This window comes from Bradyrhizobium sp. USDA 4449, assembly GCF_054056275.1.
The window spans coordinates 1,657,081-1,672,732 of sequence record NZ_JBSRYD010000001.1 but is presented as its reverse complement, the minus strand read 5'-3'; the positions used below and the strand labels follow the sequence as shown (position 1 = coordinate 1,672,732).

The window sequence follows — 15,652 nt, the reverse complement described above, 5'->3', positions numbered from 1 at the left end:
ACTTTCCTGCATCCTTATCCGATTCAGAGACCCGGCGCTCCCATGGCATCGTTCGGCAATCCCTCCATTCGTTCCGTTCTCGGCGCCATCATCGGCGTCCTCGGCCTGTTCCTCGTCGGGCAGCTCTCGACCGGCCTGTTCGGTGCCATCGAGCGCAACAGCGCGGCGCAAAAGGTCGAGCGCTACGCCGGGACTGACCAGCAGCTTTTCACGGCGCTGCTCGGCTTCAGGATCGAGCGCGGCACCTTCCTGTCGGCGCTGGTTGCCGAAGAGCCTGCCAATGCCGCTGCCGATGAGCGGATCGCTGCCAACCGGCAACTGTCCGAAGCTGCCTACAAGATCGTGCTCGAACGCCTCGACGGCGTGTCCGATTCCCGCCTTGCCGGCCTGCTGGGCAAGTTCGTTGCGCTCCATGACGCGCTGTTGCCGCTGCGAACCAAGGCCGAAGCCCTGATCCACCAGCCGAAGGCGGCGCGCGACACCAGGGCGGCCGACGAGTTCAGGAAAACGGCGCAGGACTATCTCGACTCCATACTCGACTTGACCACTGCCCTCGAGAACGCGCTCAAGCTCACGGACCCCGTGGTCGATCATCTCCTCGGCGTGAAGCAGTCCGCCTGGGCCGCGCGCAATTTCGGCGGCCTCATCGCGATCCGTCTCGAGGCCGCGGGTGCTGCCGCAAAGCCCTGGACCGCCGCCGACATTGTCGGGGCGGCCGAGGACGGCGGTCGTGCCAAGCAGGCCTGGAGCCAAGTGCAGGATGCCGCAAGCCGCACTGACGCGCCTGCGAGCCTCACCGACGTGGTCGCGCGTTCGAAGCAGGGCGACGCCGTCGCCATGGTCGAACGCCAGCAGGGACTCATCAAGGCGCTGAGCAACAACCAGACCATCGAGATCAAGGGCGTGGAGCTTGCCAAGCTCAACACCGCCATTCTCAATTTCTACGTCGAGGCTGGTCAGGCGGCGCTGGCCGAGATGGTCGCCCGTGCCGGGCAGCAGAAGACGGCTGCGATATGGAGCCTCGTCTTCAACGGTGCGATGATGCTGGTCGCGCTCGCCATCACGGTGTTCGGCTTCATCCTGGTTCAGAGCCGCGTCTCTACGCCGATCCGCAAGCTGACGCAGGCGATGCGCAAGCTCGCCGAGCGCGCCTATGCGATCGAGCTCGCAGGCATCGAGCGCGGCGACGAGATCGGCGAAATGTCGCGCGCCGTGTCGGTGTTCAAGGAGAACATGATCACGGGCGACCGCCTCGGCGAAGAAAGGGCTGCCGAGCAGGCCAAGAAGGAGCGGCGCCAGCTCGCCATCGATCGGCTGATCGAGCAGTTCGAAAAGACCGTCACGGAATCGCTGCACACGCTGGCGTCGGCGTCGGGCGAGCTGAATGCCACGGCGCAGTCGATGTCCTCGACCGCCGAGCAGGGCTCGTCCAAGGCGGCCTCGGTCGCGAGCCTGTCGGGCGATGCCTCCTCGAACGTTCAGACGGTTGCGGCGGCAACGGAAGAGCTCTCGGCCTCGATCAGCGAGATCAGCCGGCAGGTCGCGGAATCCTCCAGCATCGCCGGCGCTGCCGCCAGCGAAGCCGATCGCACCAACGCCGAGGTGCAGGCGCTGGCCGACGCCGCCCAGCGCATCGGCGACGTCGTCGCGTTGATCACGGGCATTGCCGAGCAGACCAATCTGCTCGCGCTCAATGCCACCATCGAGGCGGCGCGCGCAGGTGACGCCGGACGCGGTTTTGCGGTGGTCGCTTCCGAAGTGAAGAATCTCGCCACGCAGACCGCGAAGGCGACCGAAGAGATCACCGGCCAGGTCGCCGCGATCCAGGGCGCGACCAAATCCTCGGTCACTGCGATCCAGTCGATCGGCACCACCATCCAACGCGTCAACGAGATCGCAGCCGCGATCGCGGCTGCCGTCGAGGAGCAGGGCGCGGCGACGCGCGAGATCGCGCGCAACGTGCAGCAGGCCTCGCAGGGCACCAACGAGGTCTCGCGGCACATCTCCGGCGTGTCCCAGGCCGCCGGGCAGACCGGTGCGGCCGCCGGCGAGGTGCTCGACTCCGCCAAGATGCTGGCGCGCCTGTCCGACGATCTCAAGCGCGACGTCGACCGCTTCGTCGGCGATCTCCGGGCGGCGTAGCGCAGCTCCGGTCTCGTCCCGGGACGCTACGCGGCACGAAGCGGTGCGCCATCGGGTCGTTGCCGCCCCGTCAGGTGGACTTTGTCGTCGCCGCCGCGATCTCCGCCGCGAAGTCGCGGTAGGAGCGCAGCGGACGACCGAGGATAGTGGTCAACCGCTCGACGTCGCCGGCGTCGGGGATCATGCCGTGGGTGACGTAACGCTCGGCCATCAGGCGCATCTCGTAGGCCGTCCATTTCGGCATGAAGCTCGCCATGTTCTGTTCGAACCCGCTCGGATCGTCGCCGCCATAGACGACCGGGCGCCCCAGGAGATCAGACCAGATCTTCGCCACGTCAGGTCCGGTCAACGTGTCGGGCCCGACCAGGTTGATGGTCTCGACCGGAAGCTTTTCCGGCGCCCGGTCGCGACGGATCAGTTCGATCGCAGCGACCTCGGCGATGTCGCGCGCGTCGACCATGGCGACGCCCTTGCGGCCGATCGGCATGGGATAGACGCCGTGATTGAGGATCACGTCCTTGATCATGAGCTCGTTGTCGATGAAATAGCTCGGGCGCAGGATGGTGGCGCTGAACCCCATCTGCGCCAGCATGCGCTCGGCGCCCGATTTCACGGCGAAGTGCGGCACGTTCACGGCCGCGTCGGCGTCGAACACCGACAGATAGACCACCCGTTCGACACCGGCCTCGCGGGCGATGTTCAGCGTGATGATCGCCTGCGTGAATTCGTCGCCGGTCACGGCGTTGAGCAGGAACAGCGTTCTCACGCCGTCGAACGCCGCGCGCGACGAGTCGATGTCGAGAAGGTCGCCCTTGGCGACATCGACGCCTGAGGGCACGTCGGCCTTCGCGGGATCACGGGTCAGCACGCGCACCTTGGCGCCGCGCTCGACGAGTTGCCGGACAACGTGGCGGCCGACGCGGCCGGTGGCGCCTGCTACGAGGATGGTCATGGGATCGCTCCTTGCTGGGGTTAGAAGACACCCCGCAAATTAGTGATCCGAATTAGAGCCGATAGACGCTATTTTTAGACCGTGTGTCTCACAGATGGAACAGACTGATCTGCCTGCGCTTGCTGGCTTCATCGGGTCGCCCGGCGCGGAGGGTCGGTCAGGCCGCATGGGGCTGTGCAGCCGGCAGCATGCGGCTGAAGCCGATTCGTTGCTCCGGTCTTCTCAGGTCATGCTGCCGGGCATGAAGCAGCGGATGTTGGCGCGGCCGTTGACGTAATAGGGCCAGACGATGGTGCGGCCGATGCGGTTCGGTTCGGTGATGACGGTGTCGTCGGGCACGTCGATCCAGTCACCCATGATCCTCACGCGATAGTGTCCACCGCGCGTCTCCCAATCGACGTCGTCGAGCGCCGTGCCGTCCGCATCCGCGCAGCAGGGCCCGCCACCCTTGCTGTGCAGGCTCTCGAACCAGCCCTTGAGGGGGGAGTTCGCAAAGCGGCCGTCGTCGCGCGCCTGCGCGGCAAAGCCGATCAATGCGGCGGCCGCTATGAGTGGAATCATCCTGGAAGTCACGATCGCCATGTCGCCTCGCTTGATGTGCACGCGCGCAACCGATCGCAGGCGGCAAGTCGCCCGCGTTGTGCGTGATGCAATGTCGACTGAGGCCCGCCCGGCCGGAGTTCCCGGCCGTCTCAGCAGCGCGATAACTGCGAGATGCGAGGTTTGATCCTATTTGCTCTGGACCACGCGAACGTCGCTGCAATGCGGGCGGGGGCCGGCCTCAGGCCGCCGCCTGCTTCGCCAGCAATTGCTTCAGCTTCGCCGCCGGCACGGCCGGGCTGAACAGCCAGCCCTGCATCTGGCTGCATCCGAGCTGCCGCAGCACCGCGGCTTGCGCTTCGGTCTCGACGCCTTCCGCCGTCGTCGCCATGTGGCGGGCCGCGGCCATGTGCACCACGGCCTGGACGATCGGAGAGGAATCCTCGGATTGGCCGATGTCGCTGATGAAGCTGCGATCGATCTTGATCTTGTCGAACGGGAAGCGATGCAGATAGCTCAGCGACGAATAGCCGGTACCGAAATCGTCGAGCGCGATGCGCACGCCGAGATCGCGCAGCTGCTGCAGGACGGTCAGGGCCTCCGCGTCGTCGCGGATCAGCACGGTTTCGGTGATCTCGAGCTCGAGCCGCCCCGGCGCGAGGCCTGACTCGGAGAGCGCGGTTGCAACCTTGAGCGCCAGCGTCTTGGAGCGGAATTGCACCGGCGAGACGTTGACCGCGATGTGGATGTCGCCGGGCCACGACGCCGCCTCGGTGCAGGCCTGCCTCAGCACCCATTCGCCGATCTCGCCGATCAGGCCGGTGTCCTCAGCGACCGGAATGAAGTCGGCGGGCGAGACCATGCCGCGCTCCGGATGGCGCCACCTGAGCAACGCCTCGCAGCCGGTGACGACGTTGGCGGAGAGATCCACCAGGGGCTGGTAGTGCACCTCGAATTCGCGGCGGGCCAGCGCCTGGCGCAGGTCGATCTCGAGCTGGCGGCGCTGCCGCGCCTTGGCGTCGTATTCCGGCACGAAGACGCGGAAGGTGCCGCGCCCTTCGCACTTCGCCGCATACATCGCCAGATCGGCGCGCTTGAGCAGGTCGTCGATGATGTCGCCGTGGTCCGGCGCGATCGCGATGCCGATGCTGGCGTCGGTCGTGATCTCCTGGCCCTTGCAATCGACGGGGATGCGCAGCGCCTTCAGGATCCGTTCGGCCAGCGCCGCCAGCTCGTCCTGGTCCGAGCTCCCGGCCTTGACGATGGCGAACTCGTCGCCGCCGAGCCGCGCCACGAGATCGTCGTCGCTGACGCAGGCGCGCAGGCGGCTGGCGACCTGGCGCAGCAATTCGTCGCCGACCTCGTGGCCGAGCGAATCGTTGACGCCCTTGAACTCGTCGACGTCGATATAGAGGACCGCAAATGACCTGCCTTGGGCGAGCTCCGCCACGCGCCGCTCCAGATGTCCGCGCATCAGCACGCGGTTGGGCAGGTCGGTCAGCGCGTCGTAATGCGCCATGTGTGCGATGCGCTCGTCGGCGCGGATGCGCTCGGTGACGTCGTTGTGGGTGGCGAGCCAGCCACCGGCTGCGCCGGGATGGTTTTTGATTTCGATCAGGCGGCCGCCGGAGGTCTCGACGATGGTGCTCTGGAGGCGCCCCGCATTGCTCAGGATGTCTGCGCAATAGGCGTCGACGTCACCGTGGAATGAGCCGGTATCTGCGCGGTGCTGGATCACGTCGCGGAACGACGTGCCTGGCTTCACCACAGCGGTCGAGAGCCCGTACATCTCGATGTAGCGGCGGTTGCAGACGACGAGCCGCTCGTCCTGGTCGAACATCAAGAGCCCCTGGGTCATCGTATTCAGGGCGGTGTCGAGCCGCTGCTTCTCCAGCGAGACGCGGTTGGTCACCTGGCGGAAGATCAGGAACAGCGTGAGCACGAGCAGGCCGATCGACAGCACGGCGACGGTGACGAAGAACTTGGTTTGCGTGCGCCATGTGGCGAGTGTCGCGTCCAGCGATTTGGTGGCGACCACCACCAGCGGCTCGCCGGTGAGCCGGCGCGAGGCGACGATGCGGTCCTTGCCGTCCATCGGGCTCTTGAGCTTCGTGGTGACGAAGCTGCGCTCGAACACGGCTTTCTGCGCGGCCGAGCCGGTGCGGAAGTTCTGTCCGATCATCGCGTCGAGATGCGGAACGCGCGCCAGCAGCTGGCCATTCTGGTGGTGCATCGCGATCGAGGCGTCGTCGCCGAGGCCGGTCGAGGCGAAGAAGGATTCGAGCTGGTCCGGCGTGATCGCGCGGGTCACGATGCCGAGGAACTCGCCATGCGCGCCCGACACGCGTCGCGCAAACACGATCGCCGGACCGCTGCCGAACCGGCCGGGCACGACCTCGATCTCTTCCTGCGCGGCCGGATCGTTCTTGAGCCTGATAAAATAGCCGCGGTCGGACACCGAGATGTCGGCGACGGGCCAGCTCTTCGACGAGTTGATCAGCTCGCCCCTGGAATCGAACAAATTGGCGCCGGCGACGTCGGACCAGCCGCTGGCCTTGGTGCGCAGCACCTCGTGCATGGCGAGCGTCGACATCTCGCTGCGGAAGACATCGGGGGAATCGATGCCATAGCTTTCGAGCTCCGCGATGATGCTCTTCTGCAGCACCGCAAAATCCTCGAATTGCCGGTCGAAATGCCGTGCGAGCAGGCGGACCGAGCTTTCCAGGCTGTCGCGGCCGCTCTCGATCGCGTTCTGGCGGAAGCGGTCGACGGTCAGCGCGGTGCCGACGGCCATCGCCGCCATCAGCACGAAGCCGCCGACGATCAGCCACGTCAGCGGTGCGCCCCGCCAACGGCGAAGCAACGCGCGCAACCGCGCGGTCCAGCTTGTTGATGCGCCCATCCCTGTCCTCTCCCTTGAGAGGCAAGATGCAGCAAAACCGACAAGAGCCCGTTACCAGCAACGGTTAGGGAACTATGAATCGGAACAAAATCAGGAGCTTGGCGCGCCCCCGAAAGGGCACGAACCTGATCCGGTCCCGCCAGCCGCTCACTCCCGCTTCACTTCCCATGTCAGCGCGTCCGCATTGTCCTTGGTGAAGATCCCGGGCACGTCGAATTTTCCGGTCTGAAGGTCGTAGCGGCATTGCCAGCCGCCGAGGCCCTTCATGACGGTGTTGTTCGGATGCTCGTCGTATTGGCCGCCGAGCGAGATCAGGAGATAGCGGTTGTTGGGCCAATCGACGCCGAGTTTGCAATAGGCGTCTTTCGTGCCCTCCAGGAGACCCGGCGGCGGCCCGGAAGCCGCGAGCCCGGGGGTGGCGGCGAGCGTCAAGGCAAGCGCCAGCCATGGCGCGGCGCGGCAAGATGCGGTCACGGTCAAATACCCTTGAAGAATTGCCGCGAAGCGGCCTCGCTGATTTGACGTGCGTCAGCCCTGGCGGTTCACTTATCCAGGCTTGCTGCCGTAGCCAAAACGGCGCAATTTATCGGGGTTGATTTCCCAGGTTTTGATCAAGGCTTGATGACTGATGATCACCGCATCCAAGGCCTTCGTTGCGTTCTGTCTGCTGGCGGTGGTCGGCACCGTGCTGGTGATCGGCCCCGCCGAGCTGCGCCGGCTGCTGCCGGGCAAGACGAACACAGAGGTCGCCGCGGTCGTGAAGCCGGACGAGAAACAGCCCGAAGCGAAGACCAAGCTCGAGCCTGAGGCAAAGGCCGAGGTGAAGGTCGACGCCAACGCAGAGGCCGACACCCGGGTCAAGTCGGAGGCGAAGACCGGCGAACCGAAGCTTGCCGCGGCTGCGCCGGCACCGTCAGCCTCTCCCATGGCCGAGACCCGGAAGCAGGTCGCGGCGCTGGCCGAGATCGCGCCGGCCAAGTCGCAGCCTTCAGCTGCCGACAGCGGCCCCCGTTTCGACGTCGCCCGCGTTGACGATCAAGGCGAGGCTGCTGTCATCGCCGGCCAGGCCGCGCCCGGTGCAAAGGTCGAGCTGCTGCGCGATGGCCAGCCGCTCGACAGCGTGGTGGCCGATGCATCGGGCCAGTTCGTGATGACCCCGCCAAAACTTCCCGCCGGCAGCTATGAGCTGGCGCTGCGGGCGACGGCACCCGATGGCACCGTCGTGCAGTCGAGCCGCACCATGCCGGTGACGATCGCCGAGGCTTCGCCGCCGGCGCGCGTCGCGGCGGCGCCGAAGCCGGACGCGAAGCCGGTCGAAAAGCCTGACGATAAATCAGACGTCGTCGCGTCCTTGCCGCCGCCACGCCTTGCCGCGACGCAAGCGGCCCGGCCCCGCATGATGGGCTCGCCGAAACCCAAATCCATGGCGAGGCTGCCGGCCGCGAATGCTGCCGTCGCATCGGCCTCGCCCGCGGAGGCCATCACCCCGGCGACGGCGGAGGCCGGCGGCAGCCGGGTGGTGTCCCGCGGCGACAGCCTCTGGGCGCTGAGCCGTCTCGCCTATGGCGACGGCGCCCGCTATGCGGTGATCTTCAACGCCAACCGCGCGAAGATCCGCAATCCCAATCTGATCTATCCCGGCCAGACCGTCGTGGTGCCGCAAAAGCCGCAGTGAGCTTGCTTCGCCTGTCCCGCTTGCGGAGAGGCCGACGCGCCCCGGGCGATGCGAAGCATCGTGCCGCGCGCGGCGGGTGAGGGCTCTCACCACCCAGGAATACCCTCCCGAGCGGAGGCACCCCCACCCCAACCCTCACCCCCACCCCAACCCTCCCCCGCAAGCGGGAGAGGGAGCCCGGCGCCGATGCCGCCGCATCGTGGACACCATATGCGATAGCACTGCCGCAGGGAGCGCTCGCCGCGATAGCGCCTCGGGGGTCCGCTAACGCTTCGCCCGTCGCGTCGCGGAACAATTGGTTCCCTCGCGAGTCATCTCTGCGACGTGGTGCGCTTGGCTGGAGGAGGGCCAAGGGGTGGTCAGCTCGTTGGTCGGTTCAGTGGTCTTGTCGAGATCGCGCTTGGGACCGGCGCTTGCCGGCGCGATTCTTGTCATTCTGACAGTGCTGTTGCCCAACAGAGCGGAAGCGCAGTTCGGATTGCGCGGCGGGCCGCTCGGTGTTGCGCGCTTTGCCGTCGGCCATGTGCTCGGTCTGTCGCGCCTGCGCCATGCCCGCATGGGCGTGCGCGGCGGCCGTACCCGTGATGCCGCGTTGCGGTCGCAGGATCCGCGGCCGAGGCCGGACGGAGCCGAGCGCGGCCGGCCCGCCAATCCCTATGTCGTGCGCGCGGCGCTCACCGCGCAGGCCGCGCTGTCGGGCTGGCATGGCGGCCACCGCCCGCAGGGCTGGTGGCGTCACCCTGACGGCAGCTATGGCTGGATCGGTCCGGTGTTCTGGCCGTTCGCGCATGACGATCTCACCGCTGCAATCATTTTCGGCGATACGACCAGTCTCTCGCTCTATGGCTATGGCGATATCTATGCCGCGATCTTCGCGCCCTATGCCGCGCCGGAGCTCGCCGCCTACACCGCGCCGCACGGCCGTCGCGGGCGAAGGGTTCCGTCGGTGGCGACGGTCTGCGATGGCAGCGACACCGGCGGCTTGCCTGTCGAACGTATCGCCGAATTGGTGCAGCCGAACGAGATGCAGCGCTCGGCCCTGGACGATCTCGGCGCCGCCTGGATCTCCGCGCGCGATATCATCCGCGCCTCCTGTCCGGCGCAGGCGCCCGCGACGGCCGCGGAGCGCCTCGGCGTGATGCAGACCCGCCTGGAGGCGATGACCAAGGCCACGGACGCGATCGCGCCGGCATTGGACAAAGTCGTCCACCTGCTCGATGACGGCCAGAAAGCAAAGCTGGAGTCGCTGGCGCAGCAGCGCCGTGCCGCCCTCGCATCGGCCCAGCACAAGGACGCGCAGGCGGCCAAAGCCTGCGATCCGAACGACGATCCCCGCTACGACGTGCAGGCCCAGCACCAGTACGAGCAGCTCGTGCAGCAGCAATGGCCCGCCGCCGAGATCGTCTCGATGCTGAAGCTCGACGACACCGGAAGCGCCCGGCTCGACGTGCTGCAGGACACCACGCTGCGCACCATGCAGGCGCTGAGCTCCTGCCCGATGAAGGCGGAAGCGACACCGCAGGCCCGCCTCGCGGCCGTGAAGACACGGCTCCAGACGATGCTGCAAGCGGTGGGCGGCGTCGCCGATGCGCTCGATGATTTCGAAGCCGACCTGAGCGACGAGCAGAAGGCGGCTTTCGAGGCGATCGGGCCGAAGCGGGGGACGTGAGCAGCTTCCCTATCGCGCAGCGGTCTTGGGCCGCTCTCGATGATCTTCCGCCGCAAAACGCCCTGAACCTTTCACCCGGCGACGAACTCAACGTGGTGGAAGCCTCGAAGGGAAGGCTCGCGGTGGAGAAGGTCGACAAGCGGGCGGAATTTCTCAGGCAGGTGGAGCAGTTCCAGTTTCCCCTGCCCGAGGGTTACAAGTTCGATCGCGACGAGGCGAACGAGCGGTGAGCGCGTTCTTCGACAGCAATATCCTGATCTATGCGTATTCGACCGACGCACGGCGCCAGCAAGCGCTGACCACGATTGCCGGCGGTGGTGTCATCAGTGCCCAGGTCCTGAACGAGTTCACCAACGTGCCGCGCAAGAAGCAGAAGCTGGATTGGCCTGTGATTGAAGCCGCCGTGCAGTCGCTGCGCTTTCGCTTTCCCGACATCGCGCCGCTGACGTCAGACACGCACGCTGCGGCGCTTGCTCTGGCCCGCGACCACACGCTCGCTTTTTATGATTCCTTGATCGATGCAGCGGCGATCGAGGCCGGCTGCGACACGCTCTACAGCGAAGACCTGCAGCACGGCCGCGGCTTCAGTGGGCTCTCCATCGTCAATCCGTTTCTCGGGAGCGCGCCGTGAACGCCCAAACCCTCGTCGCCAAAGTCTGGAATTTCGCCCACGTCCTGCGCGATCAGGGCGTCTCCTATCAGGCCTATATCAGCCAGATCTCCTGTCTCCTCTTTCTCAAGATGGACGAGGAGCGCGTCACCCAGAGGCGAAACCTCGATGCTGCCCAAAGGCGCGCGCTGGGACGACATCAAGGACCTCTCCGGCGAAGCGTTGAGCGAGACCTACGCGAAGCTCCTGGAGACAACCCAACCCGATGACGCGAGCGCCAGAGACGCCTACAGGGCAAGACGAGCTTCAGCCCTAACGCCCGACGATGCCATCATGCCGGTGTTTTGCTCGACGCGTCAAGGAAAATTTCGAAAAATCCGCAATTTCGAGAAAATCGCAGGGCCGCCCAGTGCTTGCCTACTGTGCATGGGGTTGTTTTCGACTTTTGCGTTGGTTTCTATCCCCGACGCCGCGCCGCGGAGGCATCCACGACGTTGTCGACTTCCTCGCGCCAGCGCAAGATCTCCATGGCCAGCACCGGGTGATTGAACCCCTTGAGCTGGAGATCATCGAGCGCGCGCGCTTCGACCCATGGCTCGACCATGCCGTAGACGCGGCGGCTGACCACGATCTGGTTCGCATGGGCCTCGGCGCACAGGCGGGAGGCGAGGTTGGTGACGCTGCCGATCGCGGCATATTCCAGCCGCTGCTCGAAGCCGACCTGGCCGAGCGTGGCATAGCCCAGCGCGATGCCGATGCCGAAGCCGAGGCTATGTCCGCGGTTGCGCCAACGCTCGGTCAGGGGGCCGATGGTGTCGCGCATCTCCACCGCCATCTTCACGGCGCGCGTGGTGTGGTCCTCGAACTGGATCGGCGCGTTGAACAGGATCATCACGCCGTCGCCGGCATATTTGTCGAGCGTGCCCTCATATTTGAAGATCAGCTTGCCCAGCGCTGCGTGATATTCGCGCAGCACGTTCATCGCCTCCTCCGGCTCGGTCGCTTCCGTGAAAGCCGTGAAGCCGCGCAGGTCGCAGAACACCACGGTGACCTCGCGGCGCTGGCTGGTGAGCAGCCCCTCGGGACTGTCGGAGGAGGCGATCAGCTGCGCCACCTGCGGCGCGAGGAAGCGCTCGAGCTTGCGGATGCGCTCGATCTCGCCGAGCTGGGTCGCGACGCGCTCCTCGAGCGACTTGTTCCAGTCCTTGAGCTGCTCGGTCTGCTCGCGCAGCTTGTCGGCCTGGGCGCGGACCGTTTGGTTCGCGCTCTCCAGCGCGTGGCTCTTGTGGTCGACTTCGCTGAACAGCCGCGCATTGCGCATCGCCAGCACCGCCTGGTTGGCGAAGGTGCGCATCAGGCCGGTGAGGCTGCCCTCGAACGCGCCGCTGGCGCGGCGCAGCACCACCAGCGCGCCGAGCGTGCCCTGCTGGTCGACCAGCGGCACCACCAGCACCGCATGGAAGCCGGCGGCGAGCGCGACGTCGCGCAGCGGCTGCTCGGCGGCGTGATCGAGGTCCGCGATTGCGATCGGCTCACCGCTCTCGGCGGCATCGCTCAGGATGTTGTCGCCTTCGTCGATCGTGACGTGGGCGCCTTCGGCCGATTTGTCGATGCCGTCGGCCTCGACCAGGTTGAAGCGATGGCGTTCGGCATCATGGCCATAGATCAGCACCGCATCGGCATGGCTGATCTCCAGCGCGCGGGCGGCGATCGTCGGCAGCACGGCATTGAGGTCGAGCGAGGACGCCACCGCACGGCCGACCTCTTCCAGCACCTTCAGCTCGTTGATCGACTGGGCGAGATCGCGGGTGCGCGCCTCGACCTTCGCTTCGAGGTCCGTATAGGTCTCCTGGAGCTGCCCGGCCATGCGGTTGAACTGGCCGGCGAGCTCCTCCAGCTCGTCGGAGGTGTGCACGTCGATGCGATGGCTGAACTCGCCCTCGCCGAGCCTGTGCGCGCCGTCCCGCAGCGCCGTGATCGGGATGATCATGCGCCGCGCGAGCAGCGTGCCGGCGAGGATCGCGACCAGCAGGCCCATGCCGATCAAGAGCGCGATGCGCACGAGCTGGTCACGGATCGGCATCAGCGCCTGTGAGGCCGGCTGCTCGAACAGCACGCTCCAGCCGAGCCTCGGCACGGTGCTCTCGGCTGACAGCACCGCGTGGCCGTTGAAATCGGTGCCTGACGTCGCGGGCTCGCGGCCGGGCGCGATCGCAGCCGCGACCTGCGGCAGTTTCGACAAATCGCTGCCGAGATCGGGTCCGTTGGACGAGGTCGCGAGCACGCGGCCATGTGCATCGACCACATAGGCGAAGGCGGCCTTGCCGACCTGTGCGTCCGACAGAAAGCGGGAGAGGAAGCTGAGATCGACCTCGGCCACGGTGACGCCGGCATTGAAGCCGGAATGTGCCACCGAGATCGACATGTAGGGAGTGCCGTCCGAGAAGTAGGCTGGCGAGTAGCTGACTCCGCGCGCGACCGTATCAAGGAAGCGCAGGTCGCGGGAGAGGTCCGCATTGCTGCCGGTCGTGGTCGACTGGCGCGAAACGCGCAGCACCTCGCGGCCGTCGCCGTTGAGCTGGAACAGCTGGGAGACGACGGAGACCTGCTGCAGCAGCTGGGCATAATCGGCGCGGCGCTTCTCGATCGTGTCCCGGCTGGCCGTCGTCACCCAGCTGATCTGGCGCTCGATCTCGGAGACGGATTGCTCCAGGCGCCGCGCGGTGGCTTGCGCCTTGTCCTCGAGCCCGCCGGTCAGCTGTGTCCTCGTGGCGCGATAGGAGATCCACGTCTCCATCGCGCCGTTGACGGCGAGCACGAACACGACGAGGCCGACGAGGGAGACGACATATTTGGCGAACAGGCCCCCGCGCAGAAACCAGGTCTTGTCTTTCGCTCCCGCCATCCGGATCCTCTCGCGCCACGACGGACGCCGGCGCCATGGGCCGCACAGGCCGAACGGCCCTTTTATCACAATTTGGGCCGGTGAACCGGCGAGGGGCTCGTGTGGCTTACCCGCGGGAAACGCCGTCCGCCAATCACCTGTTAAACAGCTGCCGCATCAGGTCGTTCATCGGCTGGCTGTCCTGCTGCGCCGCAGGCGGGTCCTGGGTCGGCGGGGCCGGCGAGGCCTGCGGCGCCGGTGCGCCGGGCAGGCTGAGGTTTCGGCTGGCGCCGTTTCCGTTGCCGCTCGACAGCCCCTGCTGGATCAGATTGCCGATCGCTTCGCCCAACTGGCCCCCGAGCAGATTGTTTTGCCCTTGTCCTTGCCCAGGCCGCTGCGCCTGCGGATCGGCGTTGCCGCCGAGGCCAAAACTGTTCAGGATATTGCCGAGCCCGGCGCCGTCAGGGCCGAACAGGCCCTTGCCCATCTCGCGCAGCTTCGCATAGGCGGCATCAGGATTGTCGAGCACGCCGGCCATGTCAGGATAGATCCGCGGCTGCGACCACGGGCCTGTGATCATCACGGGAATGCCGAAGCCGACCGGTTCGGACGTGCGGCCCTGGCCTTCGGTCGTCATCACCAGTTTCGGCTCGACGCGAAAGCCCATCATCTTGGTGTCGAGCGCAATGGTGCCGGCGCCGGTGACACGCACCAGCGGCCCGACCAGATTGAGATCGGTCGTCACCGCCTGTCCCTTGTCGATGCGGAAAGAGGCGGAGAGCTGTGACAGGTCCGTGCTCTGCTCCTGGCTGGCGTTCTGGTTGTCCTGCCAGCCCGACAGCGTGCCGGAGGTCAGGGAACGGATCATCTGCGCGACATTGATGCCGCGGATGCTGCCGTCCTGGAAATTGACGAAGGCCGTGCCCTGCATGTTCGCCATCAGCGCGCGCTGGCTGGCGCCGGCGCTGCGCAGGGCGAGCTTGGCCTGCAGCTTGCCGTCGATGCGGTCGAATTCGGCAAGGCCCTGCAGCAGCGGCAGCGCACGCACGCCGACGAGGTCGGCATGCATCGCAAAGCTCGGCGCGCCGCCGGTCGCATCCAAAATCGCTTCGCCCGAGACCTGGCCGCCGTAAGTGCCAAGATTGGCCGTGCCCGCCTTCAAGATGCCGCCTGCGAGCTTTGCATCAACCGCCAGCGGCGCTAGACGGGCATCGCCAATGACGGCTTCGTTGGCCGAGACCCTGATCTGGGCGTCGACATAATTGAGTCCGGACACGTCGATCGGCGCATCGCTCCAGGGCTCCCCAGCCGCACCGCCAGGCGATTTCACCAGCGGGATTGCGAGCCGCTGGAAATCGAGATCGAGCTTCACCAGCGGCTTGCTCGCGATGTCGACCGAGGCCCAGCCATTGAAGCCGCCATCTCCGAGCGTGCCGCTGACTCCGTTGATCATCACGACCGCGCCGTTCAGCCGCATGTCGGCATGGCCGGCGAGTTGAGCCTTCAGCACGTCGGGCATGTCGATGGCGAAATCCAACGGGATGGTCTGGCGCTCGTTCGGTGGCGCCGGCCTCGTCGCCTTGATGTCGAACCTGGTCGGGTGCTCGCCGACGCGAGCAGTGCCGGCGATATTGACCTTGCGGTCGCGGCTCGTGACGGCGTCGGCGTTGATGGCGCTGATGCGGCCTTCGACGCGATCGCGCGCGCGAGAGAATGCGACCTCGCCGTTGCTGATCTTGATGCGCTCGATCGTCGCGCCGCTCATGTCGAGCGCGAACGCCTGCGGCGACGCACCGCTGTCGGGCAGGCGCTCGCGCAGCAGCGGCTGGTGCAGCACGGGGTGGCTGACGACAATTTCGCTGATCTCGGGACGGCCCGACCATGCGCTCGCAAGCGACATGTCGGCCTGCACGCTGTCGATCGTCAGGCGCGTGATGCCGCTGCGGTCCTTGGGATCCTGCAGCGTCAGATCGTTCAGCGTGATGTTCAGCGTCGGCCAAAAGCTGATCTTGGCGGAGCCGTCGATCGACAGGCGATAGCCGCTCGCCTGCTCGACGCGCGAGGCAATCGTCGTGGTCAGGAAGCCCGAGGGAATCCCGATCACCAGCAGCAGACCGACCACGATGATGATTGCGGCCACCGCAGCGCCGGCGAATTTCATTGCTCTCATGTCGCATTTCCAAGAACTGCGGCGTCGAAACCGGCCGGTTGCCGCCCATTCGCCTGAGTTTATCCCGGGACGGGAGACCGCTCCAAGCGCCTAAAAATAATCAGGAGG

At 66.5% G+C, this 15,652-nt stretch carries 12 protein-coding genes; 6 read left to right on the top strand and 6 right to left on the bottom strand.

Going from position 1 to position 15,652, the window contains the following annotated elements; genetic code table 11:
• The first annotated feature begins 42 nt into the window (after nucleotides 1-42).
• Nucleotides 43-2,142, top strand: coding sequence for a methyl-accepting chemotaxis protein (locus ACVIIW_RS07945; RefSeq protein WP_456700239.1), 2,100 nt, complete (start codon nucleotides 43-45; stop codon nucleotides 2,140-2,142).
• A gap of 70 nt (nucleotides 2,143-2,212) precedes the next feature.
• On the opposite strand, the gene ACVIIW_RS07940 is transcribed toward ACVIIW_RS07945, so the two are convergent.
• From ACVIIW_RS07940 to ACVIIW_RS07925, 4 genes are all read right to left on the bottom strand, one after another.
• Entirely contained in the window at nucleotides 2,213-3,094 is an 882-nt protein-coding gene (locus ACVIIW_RS07940; RefSeq protein WP_456700238.1) for an SDR family oxidoreductase, read from the bottom strand.
• Between the two features lie 222 nt (nucleotides 3,095-3,316).
• Complete coding sequence (locus ACVIIW_RS07935) at nucleotides 3,317-3,676, bottom strand: hypothetical protein (protein WP_456700237.1); 360 nt, start codon at nucleotides 3,674-3,676, stop codon at nucleotides 3,317-3,319.
• A 199-nt stretch (nucleotides 3,677-3,875) separates the two neighbouring features.
• Nucleotides 3,876-6,536 (bottom strand): bifunctional diguanylate cyclase/phosphodiesterase, encoded by a 2,661-nt coding sequence (locus tag ACVIIW_RS07930; protein WP_456700236.1) that lies wholly within the window; start codon nucleotides 6,534-6,536, stop codon nucleotides 3,876-3,878.
• A gap of 147 nt (nucleotides 6,537-6,683) precedes the next feature.
• Nucleotides 6,684-7,010, bottom strand: coding sequence for a hypothetical protein (locus ACVIIW_RS07925; RefSeq protein ID WP_456700235.1), 327 nt, complete (start codon nucleotides 7,008-7,010; stop codon nucleotides 6,684-6,686).
• Nucleotides 7,011-7,164: 154 nt separating this feature from the next.
• On the opposite strand from ACVIIW_RS07925, the gene ACVIIW_RS07920 reads away from it, so the two are divergent.
• The 5 genes from ACVIIW_RS07920 (at nucleotide 7,165) to ACVIIW_RS07900 (ending at nucleotide 10,759) form a co-directional block, all read left to right on the top strand.
• Nucleotides 7,165-8,211: a LysM peptidoglycan-binding domain-containing protein gene (locus ACVIIW_RS07920; protein WP_456700234.1), complete on the top strand. Its 1,047-nt coding sequence runs from the start codon at nucleotides 7,165-7,167 to the stop codon at nucleotides 8,209-8,211.
• 400 nt (nucleotides 8,212-8,611) lie between these two features.
• A complete protein-coding gene (locus tag ACVIIW_RS07915) occupies nucleotides 8,612-9,880 on the top strand; it encodes a Spy/CpxP family protein refolding chaperone (protein ID WP_456700233.1) in 1,269 nt (422 codons plus the stop codon).
• Complete coding sequence (locus tag ACVIIW_RS07910) at nucleotides 9,877-10,110, top strand: AbrB/MazE/SpoVT family DNA-binding domain-containing protein (protein WP_456700232.1); 234 nt, start codon at nucleotides 9,877-9,879, stop codon at nucleotides 10,108-10,110. The genes ACVIIW_RS07915 and ACVIIW_RS07910 overlap by 4 nt, the downstream gene beginning before the upstream one ends.
• Nucleotides 10,107-10,511 (top strand): PIN domain-containing protein, encoded by a 405-nt coding sequence (locus ACVIIW_RS07905; protein ID WP_456700231.1) that lies wholly within the window; start codon nucleotides 10,107-10,109, stop codon nucleotides 10,509-10,511. Before ACVIIW_RS07910 ends, ACVIIW_RS07905 begins: the two co-directional genes overlap by 4 nt.
• Nucleotides 10,508-10,759, top strand: a complete 252-nt coding sequence (locus ACVIIW_RS07900) for a type I restriction-modification system subunit M N-terminal domain-containing protein (RefSeq protein ID WP_456700230.1) — start codon at nucleotides 10,508-10,510, stop codon at nucleotides 10,757-10,759. The genes ACVIIW_RS07905 and ACVIIW_RS07900 overlap by 4 nt, the downstream gene beginning before the upstream one ends.
• A 188-nt stretch (nucleotides 10,760-10,947) precedes the next feature.
• Here the strand turns inward: ACVIIW_RS07900 and ACVIIW_RS07895 are convergent, their stop codons facing one another.
• Both ACVIIW_RS07895 and ACVIIW_RS07890 read right to left on the bottom strand, forming a co-directional pair.
• Nucleotides 10,948-13,395, bottom strand: a complete 2,448-nt coding sequence (locus ACVIIW_RS07895) for an adenylate/guanylate cyclase domain-containing protein (RefSeq protein WP_456700229.1) — start codon at nucleotides 13,393-13,395, stop codon at nucleotides 10,948-10,950.
• Nucleotides 13,396-13,528: 133 nt separating this feature from the next.
• Nucleotides 13,529-15,544: an AsmA family protein gene (locus ACVIIW_RS07890; RefSeq protein WP_456700228.1), complete on the bottom strand. Its 2,016-nt coding sequence runs from the start codon at nucleotides 15,542-15,544 to the stop codon at nucleotides 13,529-13,531.
• Nucleotides 15,545-15,652 lie beyond the last annotated feature (108 nt).

Excerpts from the sequence above, each read along its gene's own strand:
- ACVIIW_RS07940 (WP_456700238.1), bottom strand. The coding sequence starts at position 3,094 with ATGACCATCCTCGTAGCAGGCGCCACCGGCCGCGTCGGCCGCCACGTT.
- ACVIIW_RS07935 (WP_456700237.1), bottom strand. The coding sequence starts at position 3,676 with ATGGCGATCGTGACTTCCAGGATGATTCCACTCATAGCGGCCGCCGCA.
- ACVIIW_RS07890 (WP_456700228.1), bottom strand. The coding sequence starts at position 15,544 with ATGAGAGCAATGAAATTCGCCGGCGCTGCGGTGGCCGCAATCATCATC.
- ACVIIW_RS07930 (WP_456700236.1), bottom strand. The coding sequence starts at position 6,536 with ATGGGCGCATCAACAAGCTGGACCGCGCGGTTGCGCGCGTTGCTTCGC.
- ACVIIW_RS07920 (WP_456700234.1), top strand. The coding sequence starts at position 7,165 with ATGATCACCGCATCCAAGGCCTTCGTTGCGTTCTGTCTGCTGGCGGTG.
- ACVIIW_RS07945 (WP_456700239.1), top strand. The coding sequence starts at position 43 with ATGGCATCGTTCGGCAATCCCTCCATTCGTTCCGTTCTCGGCGCCATC.
- ACVIIW_RS07895 (WP_456700229.1), bottom strand. The coding sequence starts at position 13,395 with ATGGCGGGAGCGAAAGACAAGACCTGGTTTCTGCGCGGGGGCCTGTTC.